Below are 19,430 nucleotides of genomic sequence, written 5' to 3'. Positions count from 1 at the left end.
GGGAGGACGCCGGGCTCGGTTCCGTGGTGGTCGTCCCCAACGCGGTGTTCGCCGAACCCGCCCGCACCGGCCGGGCAGAGGTGCGCGCCGCGATCGGCACCGCGCCCGACGCGCCAGTCGCCCTGTGCGTCGCCCGGATGGAGCCGCAGAAGCGGCACGACGTCCTGCTCGACGCCTGGGGCCTGGTCCCGGGCGACGCCGAGCTGTGGCTCGCCGGCGACGGCAGCCTGCGCGCCGGGCTGGAGGAACGGGCGAAGCGGCTGCACGGCGTCCGCTTCCTGGGCACGCGCACGGACGTGCGGGACCTGCTCGAGGCAGCGGACCTCACCGTGCTCACCAGCGACTGGGAGGGCATGCCGATCGCGCTGCTCGAGTCGCTGGCCGCGGAACGACCGGTCATCGCGTCCGATGTGGACGGTGTGCGCGAGCTGCTGGCGGGCGGGGGCGGAGTGCTCGTCCCGCGCCGCAGCCCCGGCCAGACCGCCAAGGCCCTGCGCGGGTTGCTCTACTCCCCCACCGCCCGGTCGATCGCCGCGGCGCGGGACGGCGGAGGCGACGCGCACACGTTGATGAAGTCCTACGACGAACTTCTCCGCACCGTCCTGGAGGGACGATGAAGGCTCCCAGAGCTGTCCTCGAGGGGGTGCTGGCCGCCCTCGCGGTCGGCGCGCTCGTGCTGCTGGCCGTCGCGCTGCGCGACGGCGTGAGCGAGTCGCGGCTCGCCCTGCTGGCCACTCCGTCCACACCGGACAGCGCCCAGTTCGGCGAGGTCACCTCGCTCGCGACGCCCGCGGTGGTGCAGCTGGTCCGCAGCCCGTCCGTGCTGGAGGCCGCGGCGGAGCAGGCGGGCACGACGCCCGGCCGCCTCGCCGACGCCATCGCCGTCGAGCTGGTGCCCGCTTCCGGCGTCGCACGGATCTCCGTGCGCGCGGACACGGCCGAGCACGCGGCGGCCGCCGTGTCCGCCGTGGCGAAGGCCGTGGTCGACGCGGACCTGCTCGCGCCCGCCGGCCGGTTCCGGCTGGTCGACCCGCGGCCGGAGACCTCGACCGTGAGCCCGGACTGGCGGCTCGCCACCGGTCTCGCGCTGGCCGCCGCGGTGATCGCGGGCGTGGCCGCCGGCGTGCTGCGCCGCGGGAACACCGCCCGGTCCGCGCTCGCCGAGGCGGGCATCGGCCACCCCGTGGCCGTGGTGGCCGACGACGACCCGGCACTCACCGAACGGCTCACGGCGCTGTGCCTCGCGGCGGCCCGGCCGGTGCGCGTGCTCGCCGTCAGCCCCTCGGTGGCCGACCGGGCGGAGGAGCTCGCGCGGACGTTGCCGGACAAGGCCTCCGAGCCCGCGGACGGCACCGCGGTGGTCGCGGTCGCCGAACGGGGCCGCAGCGACCTCGCGACGGCGCTCGCGGTGCTGCCGGAGTCGTCGGTCGTGGTGGCGGTGGTGCTGGCGTGATCACGACGACCAGCCGCGCGGGGCTCGCCAAGTCGCTGCTGGTGGGGCTCGTCGCCCTCGTCGGCGCCGCCGGCGCGGTCCGCGCGGTGCGGCCGTCGTGGGAGGTGCCGCTGCCGACCGAGGCGAACCTTCCGGAAGAACGCATGCAGGACTTCCGGGACGCGCTGTACTTCCCGATCCGCGAGTTCCTCGGCGGCGGCAACCCGTACGACCCGGCCGTGATGTTCGACCACTGGCCGGTGCGGCAGAACTTCAACCTCTACCAGCCCTACCACCTGGTGCTGCACCTGCCGTTCGCGCTGCCGGACTACCGGGTCGGCGCGGTGGCGTTCACGCTGGCCTGCCTGGTGCTGCTGATCGGCCTCTCGGTGCTCGCGGCACGCGGGGCCCGGCTGCCGCTGGTGGCCGGCGCGGTCGTGATCGGCACGCTGCTGGTGACGAGCCAGGTCGGCAAGGCGCAGCTCTACCTCGGCCAGGTCAACCCGCTGCTCGCGGTCGGCGTGGCGGGCGTGGTGCTGCTGCGCGCCTCGCACCCCGGCTGGGCCTCCGCGGCACTGGCGCTGGCGTGGCTCAAGCCGCAGTTCGGGCTGCCGCTCGCGGTGGTCCTGTTCGTGCGAGGCGACCGGCGGGTCGCGCTCCTGGGCACCGGGATCGCCGCGCTGGCAAGCCTTCCGGTGGCGCTGCTGCTGGTCGTGCGCGGCGGGGGCGCCGGCGAGTTCCTCGGCGTGATCTCCCGCAACCTCGCGTGGGCGAGCCACACCGGGTACGGCGCGGTCGACTCGATGACCGCGCAACGCATCGACCTCCCGGCGGTGTTCTTCCGCACGACCGGCTGGCTGCCCCCGGCGGCCGAACCGCTGGCGCTGTGCGGTGTCCTCGCGGCGACCGCGCTCCTCGCGCGCAGGCTCGACCGGACCGAGCACGGGTCCGCGGCCGCGGACGTCCTGACGTGCCTGGGCGTCGTGGTAGCGCTGGTGCACCAGCCCGGTGACGTGCTGATCGCGGTGCCCGCGCTGGTGGCGCTCGCGGTGCTGTGCCTGCGGCGCCGCGCCGAGGGCCACTGGCGGTGGGCCGGGCTCGGCGTGCTGCTGCTCCTGGTCCCGTTCGCGCACCTGCACTTCGTCGACGCGGCGGTGCGCGACCTGTTCGGGGCGAGGGCGAGCGTCACGCTGGACGGCCTGGCCGTCGTCGCCGCCTGGGTCGCGCTCGTCGTCTTCGCGGTGCGGCACACCCGGCGCACCGCATGACCGACGTCGCGGTGCGGGGCTCGCTCTGGCTCTTCGCGGTCAACCTCGTGAGCAAGGGCAGCCAGATCGCCGTGACCCTGGCGCTCGCGGTGTTCCTCACCGAGGCCGACCTGGGCGCCGTCGCCCTGGTCGTCTCGGTGGTCAACATCGGCCAGGTGGTCCAGGCGATGGGCGTCTACGACATCGTCAGCCGCACCGAACGCGACCCGGTGCGGCTCGCCGGCACGGTCCTCACGCTGAGCGTCGGCGCCGGTGCCGTCCTCGCCGCCGCGGTGATCGCCGCGGCCCACCCGATCGCCACCGCGCTCGGCGCGCCCGAGGCCGCCGGCGTGCTGCGGCTCGCGGCGCTCACCCTGCCGTTCACCGCGGCGGGAGGCGTGCAGATGGCGGTGATGCACCGCGACCTCGACTTCCGGCGCCGGATGCTGCCGGACGCGGGCGGGATGCTCGCCGGCGCCGCGGTCACGGTGGTGCTGGCCGCGACCGGAACCGGCCCCGCGGCGCTCGTGACCGGGCTGCTGTGCACGGCCGTCGCGCAGCCGGTGCTCGCCGCGGTCGCCGGGGCGCGGGTCCGGCCGGCGTGGGACCGCGGCAGCGCGGCCGAGGCGCTGCGGTGGGCGGCCGTCGTCGGTCCCGGTGCCCTGATCGCCGTGCTGCTGGTCAACGCCGACTACCTCGCGCTCGGCCACGTGCTGGGCCAGGAGGCGGTCGGCGGCTACTCGCTCGCGTTCCGGATCGCCTGGGTGCCCTACATCATGGTGGCGGTGGTGCTGGGCGGTGTGCTGTTCCCGATCTGCGCCCGGTTGGTCCGAAGTGGACGCGGCGAGGAGCTCCCGGCGACGCTGCACCGGTTCACCGTCGCGACACTGGTGGTCACCGGCGGCCTGTACGTCGTCGTGGCACTGCTGGCGGACGGGATCGTCGTGCTGGGTGCGCGGTGGGCGGACGCGGCGCGGGTCTTGGTGCTGCTCTGCGGCTACGGCCTCGGGCTGAGCCTGCTGCACGTCTGGTACCAGGTGATCAGGGCCGCCGGGCACGCCCGCCAGTACCTCGCCCTCGAGGCCGCCCACCTGGTCGCGCTGCTGACCGCGCTCGTGTTCACGACGGAGCACGGCCCCGGGGCGGTCGCCGCGACCCAGCTCGCCGTCGTCTGGCTGCTGGTCCCGGTCACCTGGCTGGTGCTGGCGCGCAACGGCCTCGCGTTCGGCGGACTGGCCCGGCCGGTCGTCACCGTGGCCGCGGGCGGCGCGCTCAGCCTCGGGCTGCACGAGGTCCTGCCGGCGAGCACCGGCGTCCCCGGTCTCGTCGCGACCGGGCTCGCACTGGCCGCCGCCTACTGCTCCGTCGTCCTGCCGTTGAACCGCACCGTCCTCATCGGACTGGAGGAACGCGCGTGAAGGTCGTCCACGTGACCCAGCCGGTCGAGGCCGGGGTCGCGGTCGTCGTGCTGGCGCTGGCACGGGCGCAGCAGCGCCGCGGGTGGGACGTCGGCATCGCCTGTCCCCCCGGCTGGCTCGCCGACCAGGCGCACCGGGCCGGCATCCCGGTCCACCCGTGGCACGCCACGCGGTCGCCCGGTCCCCGCACCGCGCTGGAGCTGCGGGCACTGCGCGCGATCCTGCGCCGCCTCCGGCCGGACGTGGTGCACCTGCACAGCTCCAAGGCCGGACTCGCCCGGCTCGTCCTGCGGGGCCGCACCCCGACGCTGTTCCAGCCGCACCTGTGGTCGTTCCGCATCGCCGGCGGCCTGCTGAGCCGCGCCTGCCGCTTCTGGGAGGCGCGGGCGTCCCGCTGGACCGATCTGCTCGTCTGCGTCAGCGACGACGAGCTCGAGACCGGTCGCGAGGCGGGGGTGACCGCACCGGCCGAGGTCGTCTGCAACGGCGTCGACGTCCGCGCATTGCGCCCACAGCCCAAGACCGACGACGTCCCGACGGCGGTCTGCGTCGGCCGGCTGGCCCACCAGAAGGGGCAGGACCTGCTCCTGCGGGCCTGGCCGCGAGTCGTCGAACGCCTCCCGGACGCCCGGCTCCTGATCGTCGGCGACGGTCCCCTCAAGGCCGCGCTCCAGGCCACCGGACACCCCGGCGTCGAGTGGCACGGCCACAGCGAGACCCCGGCCGAGTTCTACGCCCGGGCCGATGTGGTGGTCCTGCCTTCACGGGCGGAGGGCATGGCATTGGTTCCGCTGGAAGCCATGGCCTGCGGGCGTTCCGTCGTCGCGTTCGACGTCGAGGGCGTGCGGCAGAGCATCGGTGACGCGGGCGAAGTCGTGGCGCCGCAGAACATCGCGGCGTTGGCGCAAGCGGTTGCGGCGAGGCTCGCGGACCCGGAGCTGGCCGCCGCCGAGGGCAAGCGCGGCCGGGTCCGCGCCGAGGCGCTGTTCGACCGCGACCGCATGACGGACGAGATCACGACCCTCACCGAGAAGCTGGTGGAAGGACGACGATGACACGGATCGCCTACCTGCTCACACAGGACAGCGGTGGCCCGGTGGACGTCACCGTGCGCCTGGCCGCCGCACTCGCCGAGACCGGCCACGCCGAGGTGCGCGTCTTCGGCCCGCGCCCGCGCCGGGGCGCCGCGCGGATCGACCCGTTCTTCGAGGAGATCCTCGTTCCTCGCAAAGGAGACGTGCGCGCCGCACGACTGGCGCGCGCCGCGCTCAGGACGTGGCAGCCGGACGTCGTGCACGCGCAGGACCGGCGGTCGGGACTGGTGAGCGCGGGCCTCGCGACCACCGGCACCAAGATCGTGCACACCTACCACGGCGTTCCCGACGACGTGGACGAACCGTGGTTCCGCGGTGTCCGGGGTGCGACTCCCCCACCGGCCTACACCCGCGCGGTGCTGGCCGCCGACGCCGCCGTCGCCCGCGTCGTGCACCGGACGGTCGTGCCCGCCAGGGAGATGGGGCGCTTCCTGCGCGACCGGCTCTTCGTGCCGCCGCACCGCATGACGCACATCGACAACTGCGTGGAGGTCGGCGACGCGCACCCGCCCGCGGGACCCGTCCGCCACCTGATCTTCGTGGGCCTGCTGGTCGAGCGCAAGGGCCTGCTGACGCTGCTGGACGCGCTGGAGACCACGATGCCGGGCGACGCGACCCTCACGGTCGTCGGCGACGGTCCGCAGCGCAGCCAGGCGGAGGGCCGGGTCACCCGGCGGGGGCTGGGCGACCGCGTGCGGTTCCTCGGTTTCCGGTCCGACGTGCCCGAACTGCTGCTGGAGCACGACGCGCTGGTGCTGCCGTCCACGATGGAACAGCAGCCGCTCGTGATCGCGGAGGCCATGGCCGCCGGCAAGCCCGTGGTCGCGACGGACACCGGTGGCGTGGCGGACATGCTCGGCGTCTCCGGCGACGACTGCCCGCGGCCGGGTGACGTGACCGCGCTCGCGGCACGGCTGGAGGAGCTCTTCGCCGATCCCGACCCCGGTGGCACGGGCGCCCGGCTCGCGACGCGGGCGCGGGAGCGGTTCACCGCCGAGGTGTGCGCGCGCCGCCACCTCGACCTCTACCGCAAGCTCACCACCTCGGAGCGTTGACCAGCACCACGGCGTCCGCGGGCGGCAGGTCCAGCTGGGCCGGGACCTCCTCGCCCGTCAGCGTCAGCAGTCCCGCCGGCGCCACCAGCAGCGCGGAGGACTTCGTCGGGTTCACGGCCACCCAGCCGCCGCTGTAGCGGCGGACCCACACCCCGTTCGGCAGGCGGGTGGCCGCCTCGACCGCCTCGCCGAGCCGCGCGTCCTGGTACACCGACCAGTACGGGGACTTGTAGTCGGGATTCGCCCGCGTCCAGCACGTGTGCGGGCTCGCGAGCAGCGCGGCGGAGGCGTACCCGACGCGTTCCTCCTGGTCGGACTTCGTGTGGGTGACCAGCAGCAGCCAGGACTCGCCGAGCGCGGCCTGGGCGCGCTGCTCCTTGAACTGGTTGCCCTGGAACGTGATCAGCTCGCCCGTGCCGTCGTCGCCGCGCAGCCCGAAGTTCTCCTCCATGGCGCCCGCGTACCGCGAGTGCGCCGCCCAGCGGCCCGGCGTCAGCTGGGACTCCGACACGTTGGGGACCAGCATCTTGCCCGACTTCTCCAGCGCGTCGCCGGTGAGCGCGAGCATGTCGTCGAGGCCGTCGCGCAGCAACCGGTCGGTCTCCGCGGCGTCGGCGGTGCCGGCGACCACCGCGGGCGAGTAGTACCGGAGCGAGCTGAAGTCGTTGTCCGCCAGCACCCCGTCCCAGCCCTCGCGGAGCACTTCGCCCACGACCGAGTCCGCCCAGGCCTTGCGGTAGGCCGGGTCCCACACGGCCATCTGCCAGTGCAGCGGGTAGCCGTCCCACTCGATGCGCTGCCCGAGGGTGCTGACCGCGAACCACTCGGGGTTGCCCTGCTCGACCGCGAAGTACCCGACACCGGTGGGCAGGTACTGGGCGTCGCGGCTGCCCTCGACGGCGCCGGGGTAGTTGCGCACGCTGGAGAAGTCCTTGTAGACCAGGACCTTCACGTCGGGGTTGAGCTCGTGGAGCTTGCGCATGTGCGCCGTCTCCCACGCGTTGAGCACCACCACGTCGTAGTGCCGGGCGGCGGACTTGATCTCCCACGCGGAGGGCGAGTCGCCGATGGCGTACCACCACGCGCACGGCGCCAGCGGTTTCGGCGACGGTCCGGTGGGGAGGGGCTCGGTGGCCAGGCTGGCCGTGCACGCACTCGAAAGGAACACGAGAGCGACAACGGCGAATCGACGTATCAGCGATTTCTCCGACAACACAACTCACCTGCTGTCATCAGTAGAATCCTCAGGTCGAGCCACAACGACCAATTCGCGATGTAGTAGTTGTCGTATCGAGACCTGTCGGCGATCGAGGTGTCACCCCGCAACCCGTGCACCTGAGCGAGCCCCGTCAGGCCGGTCGGAACGCGATGGCGAGCCCAATATAGCTCGTGAATGGCGGAGAACTCGCGAACGAAACCCGGTCTTTCCGGGCGCGGCCCGACGATGCACATGTCGCCGCGCAGGACGTTCCACAGCTGGGGCAGTTCGTCGAGCGAGGTGCGGCGCAGGAACCGGCCGACCGGGCCGACGCGCGCGTCGCCGACGACCGACCACGTCGACTGCGAGTCGTCGTGGCCGGACTGCCGGACGCTGCGGATCTTGAACAGGACGAACGTGCGGTCGTCCATGCCGACGCGGACCTGCCGGAAGAACAGCGGGCGGCCGCTCTCGACCAGCACCGCGAGCGCGCACAGCCCGATGACCGGCGACAGCACGACCAGGGCGACCGCCGCGAACAGCAGGTCGGCGGCGCGCTTGACCCACCAGGTGGGCCTGCTGGTCGGCGAGGTGCCCAGGCGCATCAGCGGGTAGCTGCGCACCCGTTCGATGCCGGGACCGTCGGGGTGCAGCTCGTACATGCGCGGCACGACGAGCGTCGCGCAGCCCATCCGGTGCGCGGTGATGGCGGCGTCCACCAGCTGCGATTCGCGGGTGTGCGAGAACGCGAGCACGACGGTGCCCGCCCGGAACCGCACGATCGCCTCGGCCAGGTCGCCGTCGACGACCTCGAGCACCGGCGGTTCGCGGTCGGGATCGGGGCCGGAGTCGACGAACGCGACCGGCCGCAGGCCGAACTGGGGGTGCTCCAGCATGGTCTTGGCGAGGTTCACGCCGACCCGGCCGGCACCGACGATGATCGTGCGGTCGCAGCGGTCGAACCGCTTGCGGCACCACCGGCCGAACCAGAACACGCACCACCGCACCGGTTCGATGACCAGCGCGAACGCGATCATCGCCCACTGCGCGGCGGCGAGACCCTGCGCCGGGGCGCCCGCGAGCAGGGCGATGCAGGTGAGCAGGGCGAACGCGAGCGCGGTGCTCGCGGCGGACCGCGGCAGGTCCTGCAGCAGCGACAGCCACAGCCGCCGGCGGTGGAGCCGCCACGCGCCCCGGATCGTGAGCACCGCGCCCGTGACCGCCGCGCCCCAGACCCAGCCCACGCCGCCGTCCACGCAGACCGCCACGAGCGTCGCGCAGTCGGCGAGGACCAGCAGCACCGCCACCGCGTTCACCCGGCTGAGCAGGTCCCGGCGGCGCCCGGACGGGTGGACGGCGCGCCGGGGTGGCTGTCCGTGGTCAGCCCCCGGTGTCGGGTGGGGTGCGGCCGGAACGGCAACCGCCGAAAATCGCCTCATGAAAGATCATCCGATCGAATGAGTTTTGAGCGTGCACTTGCACGAAAGGGTGAATGCAGGCAGAAAAATCGTCTCTTCGGGTATCGATATTCCCTCTTCAGTGTCCCGCTGACCGCGTTAGGTGACGTTTCGCCGTGATGGGTGCCTTGAACACGCCCAGGGCGGCTCAAAAGCTTTAGCACGCGGTGTCAATAATTCACGCCACCATCCGCGACCAACCGAAGAGGGGGCGTCGAGTGAGAGTCGACGACTACGGCACCCGGCATTCAGCCGAGGGCGCCACACTCGTGCAGGACCCGGTTCGCACCTGCGGCGACGTGCACCTCGTCCTGCCCGCCTACAACGAGGCGGCGGCGCTGCCCCGGTTGCTGCGCCGCGTCGCCGCCGTCGACCTCGCCGGCCGGATCACCGTCTGGGTCGTCGACGACGGGTCGTCCGACGGCACCGGCGACTGCGCGGCGGGCGAGCGCGGCCTGGACGTCCGGCTGGTGCGCCACCCGGTCAACCTCGGTCTCGGCCAGGCCGTCCAATCAGGACTGCGGGCGGTGCTCGCGGAGGCCGCGCCCGACCACGTCGTGGTCGTCATGGACGCCGACGACACGCACGACCCCGGCGTGATCCCGGCTCTGCTGCGGGAGGTCGAGGCCGGGTCCGACATCGTGATCTGCTCGCGCTTCACCGAGGGCGGCGACGACTCGACCGCGCCGCGCCTGCGCCGGTTCCTCTCCCGCGGCGCCGCCGTCGTGCTGGGCAGGGCGCTCAAGGTCGACGGCGTGCAGGACTACTCGAGCGGCTTCCGCGCCTACCGCGTGAGCCTGCTGCGCCGCGCCGCCGCGCACTGGGGCGAGCGCCTGGTCGAGGAGCGCGGGTTCGCGTGCATGGTGGAGCTGCTCATGAAGCTCAGACACTGCTCGCCCGTCGTCACCGAGATCCCGCTGCTGCTGCGGTACGACCGCAAGCCCGGTGCCAGCAAGCTCAAGCTCGGCCGGACGCTGCGGCAGTACCTGCTGCTGCTCACGCGTGACCGGCTCACGCCCGTCCCGTTCAAGAAGCTCTGATGCCCGGCCGCGTGGTCGTCATCGGCGGGGGCGTCTGCGGCCTCGCCACCGCGCACCGGCTCGTCCGCGAGGGACTGCCCGTGACGCTGCTCGAGGCGAGCGACCAGCTCGGCGGCCTCGGCACCTTCTTCTCCTCGCGCGGGGAGTGGGTCGAACGCTTCTACCACTGCGTGATGCCGACCGACGCGGCCCTCCTGGCGCTGCTCGACGAGGTCGGCCTGAAGGACGGCATCGGCTGGCGGCCCACGACCATGGGCATGGTCGTCGACGGCGTCCACCGCTCGTTCAACTCCGCCCTCGACCTCCTGCGCTTCACCCCGCTGGGCCTGGCCGACCGGATCCGGTTCGGCGTCGTCTCCCTCCTGCTGCGCCGGCTCGGCGAGGGCAGGGACCTCGACCGGATCCGCACCGAGGACTGGTTGCGCGGCCTGTACGGCGACCGGATCTGGTCACTGCTGCTCGCACCCCTGTTCGGCGCCAAGTTCGGCTCCTCCTTCGGCGACGTGCCCGCGCTCTACGTGTGGCAGCGGCTCGGCCGCGAGAGCAACGAGTCCGTCCGCGGCTACCCCGCCGGCGGCTACAAGAGCGTGATCGACGCCCTGGGCGCGTCCATCGAGGCGGGCGGCGGCGAGATCCGCACGGCGGCACCCGTGCGCCTGCTGGAGACCACGCCGGACAGCGTGACCGTGACCCTGGACGGCGGCGAGACGATCGAGGCGCGCCACGCGGTCTCCACGGTGCCGCTGCCCGCGTTGCGCGAGATCGCCGGGGCCGGGCTCGCACCCGGGCTGCCCGACGTGCGGCTGCCGTACCAGGGCGTGGTGAACGTCCTGTTCTTCCTCCGCAAGCCGTTGTCGGGGCACTACTGGGCGCCGGTGCTGCGCTCGGGCACCGACTTCGACGGCCTGATCGAGATGACCCCGCTCACCGGTTCCCGGCGCTACGGCGACCGGCACCTCGTCTACGCGATGCGCTACACCGGCCGCGAGTCCGAGCTGTACCGCGAGGACGACGCCGTCATCGCGCGGCGGTGGACCGAGCAGCTGCTGTCGATCCGCAGAGGACTGACGGCCGGCGACGTCGACGAGGTCCGCGTCTTCAAGGCGCCGTTCGTCGAACCCGTGTACCCGCTGGGGTATCTCGCCCAGCGGCCGTCCGTCGAGGTGCCCGGCACGCCGCTGCTGCTCGCCACCACGGCCCACGTCTACCCGGACGTCACGAGCTGGAACTCGAGCGTGCGGCTCGCCAACTCCGTGACGGACCTCCTCCTGCGCGAGGCGCGCAGGTCCCCCACCCAGGAGAACACCGCATGGTCGGCAGAATCGGTGCGGTGATCGCAGCACTCGCGATCACCGCGGCCTCACCCGTCTCCTCCCAGCAGGTCCTCGCCGACCCGGCACCGCTGCTGCCCGACCTCCGGCAGGCGCCCGTCGGCTGTCCCGGCGGCTTCGCGGGCAACCCGGACACGTGCCGCGACTGGGACGTCTGCCTCGTGCGCGACCCGGCGGAACCGCGCGGCAGGTGCGTCCACGACGGCGTCCGGGCCGGCGCGGTCCGGCTGAGGTTCACCACCTCGGTCGACAACGTCGGCGACGGCCCGTTGTTGCTGCACGCCCACCGCGCCTCCACCGCCACGGAGACGATGAAGGTGCGCCAGGCGGTCCAGTCCGGTGTGGACGGTTCGATCGCCCGCACGTTCGCCGGCGCGGACCGCGCGACCCGGTCGAGCGCCTACTACGAGCCGGCCGCGACGCACGAGCACTGGCACCTGCTGCACTTCGAGCACTTCCAGCTGCGCACGCCCGACGGCGGGGTGGTGGTGACCGACCGCAAGAACGGCTTCTGCCTCGGCGACCGCTACCGGGTGCCCGGCGACCTGCCGCACCGCCCCGGCGACGACGAGACGCCGGCCGGGCAGCTCGCCCGCAGCCTCGACGGCCACATGTGCGCCCACCACCACCCGTCCGCCGTGGACACGATGTTCGGCATCTCGGTGGGCTCCGGCGACGACTACCGCAAGGAGGTCGACTTCCAGTGGCTCGACCTCACGCGGGTCCCGTCCGGTGTGTACGACGTCGTCAACACGGTGAACGCCGACCGCGTGCTGCTGGAGAAGGACTACGGCAACAACACGTCGTCGATCGCGATCTCGCTGCAGTGGCCGGGCGGCGCGGCGACCGCTCCGTCCAGGATCGACAGCGCGCCGCGGGTGCGGCTGATCCGCAGTTGTCCCGGCCGGGAGAGGTGCGCGGAGCCGCTGAACTGAGCGGTACCGGAACCTGACACAGAACGGGGTACGTCTGTCAAAACAGATGTACCCCGTTTTCATTTGTACCGGGACAAACGGGCGCCATTCGGGCCGCACTCCAGAACGCCCATTCCAGGCCCGTTCCTCACTCTTCGAAACCGAAAGCGATCACGCATAGCACACGTGCACGCAATCGCACAATTTCACCCTTGGACAGAGCGAACGGGGGCTGTCAATAGACCAAGCAGTGCAACGTTGATCACAGTGGAGAGTGTCACTCGCAACCCCCTTGGACCTTGACCTGCCCATGTGGTGGCTTGAGAGAATTCAGTTCACATTCCACCCCGTCAGGATTGTGAACCCACCTGATTCCCCGGCCGATCAGGAGTGCCCCGTCTTGAGCGCGCCAGCTGTGTCATTGCGTGATTTCGCCCTCGGACAACTCCACAACCTGCTGCGCGCCGTCGGATTGACGAGGTCCACAGAAAGCGCGACGAAACTGCTGGCCGAGGCATTGGGTCCCGGCTCCCGGTTACCCCTCTCCGCGGTTCCGCATTGGCCTTCGCAGGTCGCCGACGACCACACGCCCGTGGAATTCTCGGTGGCTTTGGCCCGAAACGAGCCACCGGCGGTCCGCATGATCGTCGAGTCGCTCGCGGAGAGCCCGGACAGCAGGGCGAACCTCGCGGCGGCGCTCGACGCGCTCGAGGCGTTCCGCGCGGAGCACCGGCTGCACCTCGGCCGGCTCGACCTGGTCCGCGACCTGTTCCTGCCGGCGGACCCGCAGGGCGCGTTCGCGTTCTGGTACTCGCTCATCGTCGGCCCCGGCGCCGCCCCCGCCATCAAGGTCTACCTCAACCCCGACGTGCGCGGCCGTGAGAGCGCGACCCCGCTGGTCCGCGAGGCCCTGGACCGGCTCGGTCTCAGCGCGGCCTACCCGTCCGTCGCCGAGCACGCGCTGCGGCGCGAGGGGCTGGACCGGTTCTCCTTCTTCGCCCTCGACCTCATGGACGCCGACCGGGCCCGCGTGAAGACCTACGTGTCGCACGAGGACTCCGTCGTCGCGGACGTGGTCAGGGCGGCCTCCGCGGCCCCCGACGTCGACCTGGGCCTGCTCGCGGACGTCGTCGAACTGGCCTGCGGCGGCACCGGCCCGTTCACCCGCCGGCCGCTGATGTCGAGCTACACCTTCCTGTCCGGTGACGTCGACACCCCCAGCGGCTACTCGCTCTACATCCCCGTGCGGGACTACGTGCAGGACGACCTGGAGGCGTGCGAACGCGTCCTGGCGGTGATGGACCGGTGCGGCCTCGACACGAAGCCGTTCGTGCTGGCGCTGGCGAGCATCGTCCGGCGGCCGCTGGGCGAGGGCGTCGGCCTGATCGCGCACGTCTCGCTGCGCCTGGGAAAGCCCCGGCCGGGCGTCACGGTCTACCTGTCCTCGGAGGCGTACGACGTGACCCCTCCGCGCACCACCGCTCTAACAGCTTGAGAAAGGCAACGTTGTCGTGGAGCCGTACCGCATCAAGGTCGTCGAGCCCATCCCCATCACCACCCGCGACTACCGGGAACGCGTGTACGCCGCCGGTGGCTACAACCAGTTCAACCTCACCGCCGACGACGTGACGATCGACCTGCTGAGCGATTCCGGCACAGGCGCGCTGTCCGCCGAGCAGCAGGCGGCCGGCATGCGCGGCGACGAGACCTACGCCGGTGCCCGGTCGTGGTTCCGCTTCCGCGAGGTGTGCGCGGACCTGACCGGCTACGAGCACATCTTCCCGGTGCACCAGGGCCGCGCCGCCGAGCGAATCCTGTTCAGCGCCTTGCTCAAACCCGGGCAGATCTCGGTCAGCAACACCCACTTCGACACCACCCGCGCCAACGTGGAGATCGTCGGCGGCATCGCGCGGGACCTGCCGTGCCCCGCGGCGGCCGACCTCGACAGCGACGCGCCGTTCAAGGGCGACATCGACCTCGTCGCCCTGCGGGAGGTGCTCGAGGGGCCCGAGGACGTCGGCCTGGTGCTCATGACCATCACCAACAACGGTGGCGGCGGGCAGCCGGTGTCGATGGCGAACCTCGAGGCCGTGAGTGCGTTGTGCCGCAGGCACGGGGTGCCGTTCATCCTCGACGCGGCGCGGTTCGCGGAGAACGCGTGGCTCGTGACGCAGCGGGAGGAGGGCTACCGCCACCGCAGTCCACGTGACGTGGCCAAGGCGGCGTTCCGGCTGGCCGACGGGTGCGTGCTGAGCCTGAAGAAGGACGGCATCGTCCACATCGGAGGGTTGCTGGCGCTCAACGACGTGGAATTGGCCAAGCAGTGCGAACTGCTGCTGATCGCCACCGAGGGCTTCCGCACCTACGGCGGGCTTTCCGGCCGCGACCTCGACATGTGCGCGCAGGGCCTGGTCGAGGTGACCGACCCGATGTACCTGCGGGAGCGGGCCGAGTCGACCGCCTACCTAGCCGAATGCGCGCGACAGGCCGGTGTGGACAGTGTGCGGCCCGCGGGTCTGCACGCCGTGTACCTCAACGCCGCCAGGTTGTTGCCGCACATCCCGTCACGCCGCTTCACGGGTCACGCGCTCGCGTCGGAGCTGTACCTGGCGGGCGGGATCCGGTGTGCCGAGCTGGGGTCGCTCTACCTCGGGGAGATCGACGAGGCCGGCGAGCTGGTGAAGCCCGCGCCGTTCGAGCTGGTGCGCCTCGCGATTCCACGCCGCGTCTACACGCGCAGCCACCTGGAGTACGTGGCCGAGACCCTCGCGGGGATCGCGAAGGACCCGTCGCAGGTGCCCGGCTACCGGCTGGTCGAGGCGCCGGTGATGCTGCGGCCGTTCCGGTGCCGCCTGGAACAGGTCCGGGAGAACTGACCCGAAGCGCGAGGCCGGGTGTCCCGGCCTCGCCTCACAGCACCTAGCCGGCCATCGCGTCGAGGCGGTTCATCGCGTGCTCGATCACGCGGGCCAGCACCGACTTGCACGACTCGCGGTCGCGGGCGTCGCACAGCACCAGCGGCACCGTGTCCGCGACGTCGAGCGCCTGGCGCATCTCGTCCGCCGTGTAGGTGTGGCTGCCCTCGAAGCAGTTCACGGCGACGACGAACGGGATGCCGCGGCGCTCGAAGAAGTCGATCGCGCCGAAGCCCGCGTCGAGCCTGCGGGTGTCCACGAGCACGACCGCGCCGATCGAGCCGACGGACAGCTCGTCCCACATGAACCAGAAGCGGTCCTGGCCCGGCGTGCCGAACAGGTACAGCACGAGCTCCGGGTTGATCGTGATGCGCCCGAAGTCCAGTGCGACCGTCGTCGTGTTCTTGCCCTCGACGCCCGCGAGGTCGTCGATCTCCTCGCCCGCCTCGGTGAGCAGCTCCTCGGTCCGCAGCGGGGTGATCTCGCTGACCGCGCCGACCATCGTGGTCTTGCCGACGCCGAACCCGCCGGCGACGACGATCTTGACCGAGGAGGGGACGAGCAGTTCCTCGCGCCGGCCCTCAGATTGCACGGACACCATCGAGCACCTTCTGGAGTAGGTTCAGGTCCATCGGGACCGCGGTCCGCGACGGGTCGCGCGTGATGACGTCACCGCGCTGGATGAGGTCGCTCAGCAGCACCTTCACGACGACCAGCGGCGCGTTCAGGTAGGCCGCGACCTCCGCGACGGACAGCGGTTTCCGGCACAGCTTGATGATCTCGAGGTGCTCCACGAGGAGCGACCCCTGGTCCGAGGTGGTGCGCAGCGCCCGGACCTGGGTCGTGAGAGTCAGTTCGTCGCCGGCCGGCTTGGGTCTGGTGCGCCCGCTCGTCATCGCGTAGGGGCGGACCAGGGGGCCCGCCGCCTCGTCGTACCACCAGTCCGCCGAGTGCTGGCTCATGACAGGCCGAGCGCATTGGGGAGCCTCGGCGAGGCCAGCGTGCGCGGTGCCGAGGACAGGTAGCTGCCCACGCGCTTCACGAGCATGTTCATCTCGTAGGCGATCATGCCCATGTCCGCGTCCTCGTCGCCGACCACCGCGAGGCAGGCGCCCTGGCCCGCGGCGGTGACGAACAGGTGAGCGCGTTCCATCTCCACGATGGTCTGCCGGACCTGCCCGCCGCCGAAGTGCCGTCCGGTGCCCCTCGCGAGGCTCTGGAACGCCGACGCCATCGCCGAGAGGTGGTCGGAGTCGTCCTTCGACAGCTCGGGAGATCGGGCGAGCAGCAGGCCGTCCGCGGACAGAACCACGGCGTGGCGTGCGCCGATCACTCTGGAGACGAGGTCGTCCAGCAGCCAGTTGAGCTCCGGGTGCCCGCCGGTCTTGTCGTCCACTGGAGTAGCCCTTTCGGTGTTCAGTCGTCCCACGTTCAGATTCACGGTTCCACGACGTCGTCCGTCTGGCGGGCGTTGCGCGTGCCCCGCTGGAAGGCCGACATGCTGTCGCGAGTTCGTTCCGCCCGGTCCTCGTTGTTCATCTCGTCGAGGTCGGGCATGGGCCGGAGTTCGTCGGTGGCCAGCTGGGGTACGAGGTGCTGCTGCCGCCTCCGGCGCGGCAGCTCCGGCCTGGTGTCCTGACGCGTCTCAACGCCTTCCGCCTGGTCGCCTTCCGGCCACGCCCCTGCTGGGTGGCCGTCGTCCTGCGACAGGTCGAGACGGCCGCTGATCTCCGGTTCCCGCGGCTGGACCGGGCTGCGGCCTTTTCCCGCACCCGCCTCGGCCCAGAACTCGTCCAGGGCGAAGGTCTCGGTCGGCCGGGAGGACGCGTCCTCCTGCACGAGGTCGCCCTGCAGCGTCGGGTGCGAGGCCTGCTGCAGCGTCTGCTGGCGGAACGTCGGCTTCGGCATCTGCGTGGCCTCGACGGGGTCCGCGGCGCCCGCCTCGCCGACGATCAGCTCGGACGGGATGAGCACGAGCGCGATGGTGCCGCCGGACGGGCAGTCGCGCAGCTCGACGTGGACGCCGCGGCGGGCGGCCAGCCGGGCGACGACGAAGAGGCCGAGGCGGGACTCGCCGCGCAGCCGCATCGCCTCGAAGTCGGGCGGCGCGGCCAGCATCTCGTTGTGCTGCTCGCGGTCCTCCGCCTTGATGCCGAGACCGTGGTCCTCGATCTCGATGACGAGGCCCTGCGGCACCTCGCTGCTGTGCACCTCGACCTGCGAGCGGGGCGAGGAGAACGACGTCGCGTTGTCGACGAGCTCGGCGATCAGGTGGATCGCGTCGGCGACGGCGGCGCCGACGAGCGCCACCTCCGGCACCGGGTTCACCTTGACGCGGGCGTACTGCTCGGTCTCGGCGACCGCGGCGCGCACGACGTCGAGCATGCGGACGGGCTTGCGCCACTGCCGGCCGGGCTGCTCACCGGTGAGGATGATCAGGTTCTCGGCGTTGCGGCGGGCGCGGGTGGCGAGGTGGTCGAGCTGGAAGAACGCGTCGAGGTGGTCGGGGTTCTCCTCCTCGCGCTCCAGCTTGTCGAGGATCTTGAGCTGGCGGTGCACGAGACCCTGGTTGCGGCGCGCGATGTCGAGGAAGACCCGGTTCACGCCTTCACGGGTCTGGCTCTCCTTCACCGCCGCGGCGACGGCGGTGTACTGCGCGGCGTTGAACGCGTCGGCCACCTGGCCGATCTCGTCGTTGCCGTAGTCGAGCGCGGGGACCTCGGCCGCCACGTCGACGTGCTTGCCGTCGCGCAGCCGCTCGACGATGTTCGGCAGCCGCTCGTGGGCGAGCTTGAGGGACTCGCTCTTCAGGTTCGTGAGCCGGACGATCAACGCCTTGTTGACCAGGCGGCTGGAGATGCGCACGGCGAGGAAGATCCCGACGATCACCGCGACGAGGGCGATCAGCGAACCGATCAGCACCTGGGTGAACTTGGCTTCACCGTTGGCCATGGCGATGTTGACGGCGCCGGTCGTCTGCTCCTGCACCAGCGTGGTCAGCTCGGTGGAGACGGCGCGGCTGGCCGACTCCCAGTCCGCCAGGGTGACGGAGTTGCCGATGGGCCGTTCGGCGTTCTGCAGCAGGCGGTTCTCGAGGTTCACGAGCTGCTGCCACTGCGGGCTGCTGACGAGCTCCTTGTAGTGGTCGCGCACGTTCGGCAGCGAGACCGGCTCGCTCGAGGACAGGTACGAGCGGTACCCGCCGACGAGGGTGACGAACTCGCGGTGCTCCTCGGGCGTGAACCTGCCCGCGGCCACCGCGGCGGCGGCGATCGAGCTGGACCGCGACATCGCGTCGTTGGCGAGGAAGTACTGGAAGCCGGTGAGGGCGCCCTGCACCGTCTCGGCGTCCGGCACGATGCGGGCCTGGGTGCTGAACAGCGAGGCGCCGGCGTCGAGGACGCTGTTGTAGTACCGGTAGATCTCGGGCTTGAGCGCCGTGCCCGACTCCACGCGCTCGCGCTGCTCGGGCAGCTGGTCGAGCACCGCGTTGAGCTTGTTGATCCCGTCGACGACCTCCTGCGGCGCCTGGGACGCGAGCTCGGCGAACGCCGTCTTCATCGAGGCGACGTCGGCGTCGGTCTCCTGCTGCTGCTTCACCAGCGCGGTGGTCCCGGAGCCCGGCTTGCTCAGGCTCGTCATCGTCAGCTCGCGTTCCTTCTGCAGCGACGCGAGCGACTGGACGGCGGGAATCGAGGCGTCACGCGCGCCGGCGGCGACCAGCTGGAGGTACAGCCCCTCGAACACCGTGTAGGACGAGAACAGCGCCCACATCACCAAGAGGACGATGCTGGGAACCACCACGACACCAGTGAGCCGAGAACGAATTGTCTTGTAATTCGTGTCCGGCACGTTCTTCAGCTTCACAACGCTCCACGACCACCCGAATTGGCGACGGAAAGATAGCACCGCTTGAACTGCATGATCAACAGCGATGATCTTGAGGGGGTGTGTGCAGAGTACTCAGTCAGATGCTCTGTGCAACACCCCTGTTCCCGAGTTGAGTCCTGACCCTCCGAGACAGGAAGGCGCTTTCCCAGGTAGCGGTGCGTGAGCGGTGTTTATCGAAGTGAACACCAGAAACGTAGCAACTATTGAACCGAGACCCCGACACGGACGTGCGGAGACGCCCCGAGCAGGACGGAGTGCGACCGGTAGTCGCCTTCCGTCACCGGCTGCTTTCACAAGTGCCGGTGTTCCGACCGCTCGGAGTGAACGTGCTGAAGCGGGTCATTCTCCGATGGTGATCATCGCCACGACCGCGGAACCGGTCACGCCGATCTCGAAGGCCCACCTCCGGAATGTTCTACCACGACAGTCCGTCCGTCC

At 71.5% G+C, this 19,430-nt stretch carries 17 protein-coding genes; 11 read left to right on the top strand and 6 right to left on the bottom strand.

Annotation, left to right across the window (positions count from 1 at the left end):
* From ACFWGZ_RS27220 to ACFWGZ_RS27195, 6 genes are all read left to right on the top strand, one after another.
* Positions 1-617, top strand: a 617-nt coding sequence (locus tag ACFWGZ_RS27220) for a glycosyltransferase (protein WP_382454416.1), incomplete at its 5' end; no start/stop codon positions are given.
* A complete protein-coding gene (locus tag ACFWGZ_RS27215) occupies positions 614-1,453 on the top strand; it encodes a hypothetical protein (protein WP_382454415.1) in 840 nt (279 codons plus the stop codon). The genes ACFWGZ_RS27220 and ACFWGZ_RS27215, both read left to right, overlap by 4 nt.
* Positions 1,450-2,700 carry a glycosyltransferase family 87 protein gene (locus tag ACFWGZ_RS27210; protein WP_382454414.1) on the top strand — a complete coding sequence of 417 codons (1,251 nt, stop codon included), beginning with the start codon at positions 1,450-1,452 and terminating at the stop codon, positions 2,698-2,700. The genes ACFWGZ_RS27215 and ACFWGZ_RS27210 overlap by 4 nt, the downstream gene beginning before the upstream one ends.
* Positions 2,697-4,097: an oligosaccharide flippase family protein gene (locus tag ACFWGZ_RS27205; protein WP_382454413.1), complete on the top strand. Its 1,401-nt coding sequence runs from the start codon at positions 2,697-2,699 to the stop codon at positions 4,095-4,097. The genes ACFWGZ_RS27210 and ACFWGZ_RS27205 overlap by 4 nt, the downstream gene beginning before the upstream one ends.
* The gene (locus ACFWGZ_RS27200) at positions 4,094-5,152 is read left to right on the top strand and encodes a glycosyltransferase (RefSeq protein WP_382454412.1); all 1,059 of its coding nucleotides are present in this window, start codon (positions 4,094-4,096) and stop codon (positions 5,150-5,152) included. Before ACFWGZ_RS27205 ends, ACFWGZ_RS27200 begins: the two co-directional genes overlap by 4 nt.
* Positions 5,149-6,246: a glycosyltransferase family 4 protein gene (locus tag ACFWGZ_RS27195; protein WP_382454411.1), complete on the top strand. Its 1,098-nt coding sequence runs from the start codon at positions 5,149-5,151 to the stop codon at positions 6,244-6,246. The genes ACFWGZ_RS27200 and ACFWGZ_RS27195 overlap by 4 nt, the downstream gene beginning before the upstream one ends.
* Here ACFWGZ_RS27195 and ACFWGZ_RS27190 read toward each other — a convergent pair.
* A complete protein-coding gene (locus tag ACFWGZ_RS27190; protein ID WP_382454410.1) occupies positions 6,227-7,414 on the bottom strand; it encodes a putative glycoside hydrolase family 15 protein in 1,188 nt (395 codons plus the stop codon). The two genes, ACFWGZ_RS27195 and ACFWGZ_RS27190, sit on opposite strands and share 20 nt — an antisense overlap.
* Positions 7,415-7,440: 26 nt before the next feature.
* On the bottom strand, positions 7,441-8,760 hold the full coding sequence (locus ACFWGZ_RS27185; protein ID WP_382454409.1) for a sugar transferase: 1,320 nt from the start codon (positions 8,758-8,760) through the stop codon (positions 7,441-7,443).
* Between the two features lie 359 nt (positions 8,761-9,119).
* Between ACFWGZ_RS27185 and ACFWGZ_RS27180 the strand changes: the two genes are divergently transcribed.
* From ACFWGZ_RS27180 to ACFWGZ_RS27160, 5 genes are all read left to right on the top strand, one after another.
* Positions 9,120-9,941 (top strand): glycosyltransferase, encoded by an 822-nt coding sequence (locus ACFWGZ_RS27180; RefSeq protein ID WP_382454408.1) that lies wholly within the window; start codon positions 9,120-9,122, stop codon positions 9,939-9,941.
* Positions 9,941-11,275 (top strand): FAD-dependent oxidoreductase, encoded by a 1,335-nt coding sequence (locus ACFWGZ_RS27175; RefSeq protein WP_382454407.1) that lies wholly within the window; start codon positions 9,941-9,943, stop codon positions 11,273-11,275. The genes ACFWGZ_RS27180 and ACFWGZ_RS27175 overlap by 1 nt, the downstream gene beginning before the upstream one ends.
* On the top strand, positions 11,272-12,207 hold the full coding sequence (locus ACFWGZ_RS27170; protein WP_382454406.1) for a lysyl oxidase family protein: 936 nt from the start codon (positions 11,272-11,274) through the stop codon (positions 12,205-12,207). The genes ACFWGZ_RS27175 and ACFWGZ_RS27170 overlap by 4 nt, the downstream gene beginning before the upstream one ends.
* A 289-nt stretch (positions 12,208-12,496) precedes the next feature.
* Positions 12,497-13,681 carry a tryptophan dimethylallyltransferase family protein gene (locus tag ACFWGZ_RS27165; protein ID WP_382454405.1) on the top strand — a complete coding sequence of 395 codons (1,185 nt, stop codon included), beginning with the start codon at positions 12,497-12,499 and terminating at the stop codon, positions 13,679-13,681.
* A 16-nt stretch (positions 13,682-13,697) separates the two neighbouring features.
* Complete coding sequence (locus tag ACFWGZ_RS27160; protein ID WP_382454404.1) at positions 13,698-15,062, top strand: tryptophanase; 1,365 nt, start codon at positions 13,698-13,700, stop codon at positions 15,060-15,062.
* A gap of 43 nt (positions 15,063-15,105) precedes the next feature.
* Here the strand turns inward: ACFWGZ_RS27160 and ACFWGZ_RS27155 are convergent, their stop codons facing one another.
* Genes ACFWGZ_RS27155 through ACFWGZ_RS27140 form a run of 4 tightly spaced genes read right to left on the bottom strand, consistent with a single transcriptional unit; the run spans position 15,106 to position 18,905 of the window.
* On the bottom strand, positions 15,106-15,702 hold the full coding sequence (locus ACFWGZ_RS27155; protein WP_382454403.1) for an ATP/GTP-binding protein: 597 nt from the start codon (positions 15,700-15,702) through the stop codon (positions 15,106-15,108).
* Complete coding sequence (locus ACFWGZ_RS27150; RefSeq protein WP_325518312.1) at positions 15,683-16,063, bottom strand: DUF742 domain-containing protein; 381 nt, start codon at positions 16,061-16,063, stop codon at positions 15,683-15,685. Before ACFWGZ_RS27150 ends, ACFWGZ_RS27155 begins: the two co-directional genes overlap by 20 nt.
* Positions 16,060-16,497: a roadblock/LC7 domain-containing protein gene (locus ACFWGZ_RS27145; RefSeq protein WP_330857098.1), complete on the bottom strand. Its 438-nt coding sequence runs from the start codon at positions 16,495-16,497 to the stop codon at positions 16,060-16,062. Before ACFWGZ_RS27145 ends, ACFWGZ_RS27150 begins: the two co-directional genes overlap by 4 nt.
* 41 nt (positions 16,498-16,538) lie before the next feature.
* Positions 16,539-18,905, bottom strand: coding sequence for a nitrate- and nitrite sensing domain-containing protein (locus tag ACFWGZ_RS27140; protein ID WP_382454402.1), 2,367 nt, complete (start codon positions 18,903-18,905; stop codon positions 16,539-16,541).
* Positions 18,906-19,430 lie beyond the last annotated feature (525 nt).

This window comes from Lentzea sp. NPDC060358, assembly GCF_042725365.1.
GTDB lineage: Bacteria > Actinomycetota > Actinomycetes > Mycobacteriales > Pseudonocardiaceae > Lentzea.
The sequence above is the reverse complement of the archived record's forward strand: the minus strand, read 5'-3'. Positions and strand labels throughout refer to the sequence as shown.

Coding starts and splice junctions, on each gene's coding strand:
- ACFWGZ_RS27215 (WP_382454415.1), top strand. CDS start 614: ATGAAGGCTCCCAGAGCTGTCCTCGAGGGGGTGCTGGCCGCCCTCGCG.
- ACFWGZ_RS27205 (WP_382454413.1), top strand. CDS start 2,697: ATGACCGACGTCGCGGTGCGGGGCTCGCTCTGGCTCTTCGCGGTCAAC.
- ACFWGZ_RS27195 (WP_382454411.1), top strand. CDS start 5,149: ATGACACGGATCGCCTACCTGCTCACACAGGACAGCGGTGGCCCGGTG.
- ACFWGZ_RS27175 (WP_382454407.1), top strand. CDS start 9,941: ATGCCCGGCCGCGTGGTCGTCATCGGCGGGGGCGTCTGCGGCCTCGCC.
- ACFWGZ_RS27165 (WP_382454405.1), top strand. CDS start 12,497: ATGTGGTGGCTTGAGAGAATTCAGTTCACATTCCACCCCGTCAGGATT.
- ACFWGZ_RS27155 (WP_382454403.1), bottom strand. CDS start 15,702: ATGGTGTCCGTGCAATCTGAGGGCCGGCGCGAGGAACTGCTCGTCCCC.
- ACFWGZ_RS27150 (WP_325518312.1), bottom strand. CDS start 16,063: ATGAGCCAGCACTCGGCGGACTGGTGGTACGACGAGGCGGCGGGCCCC.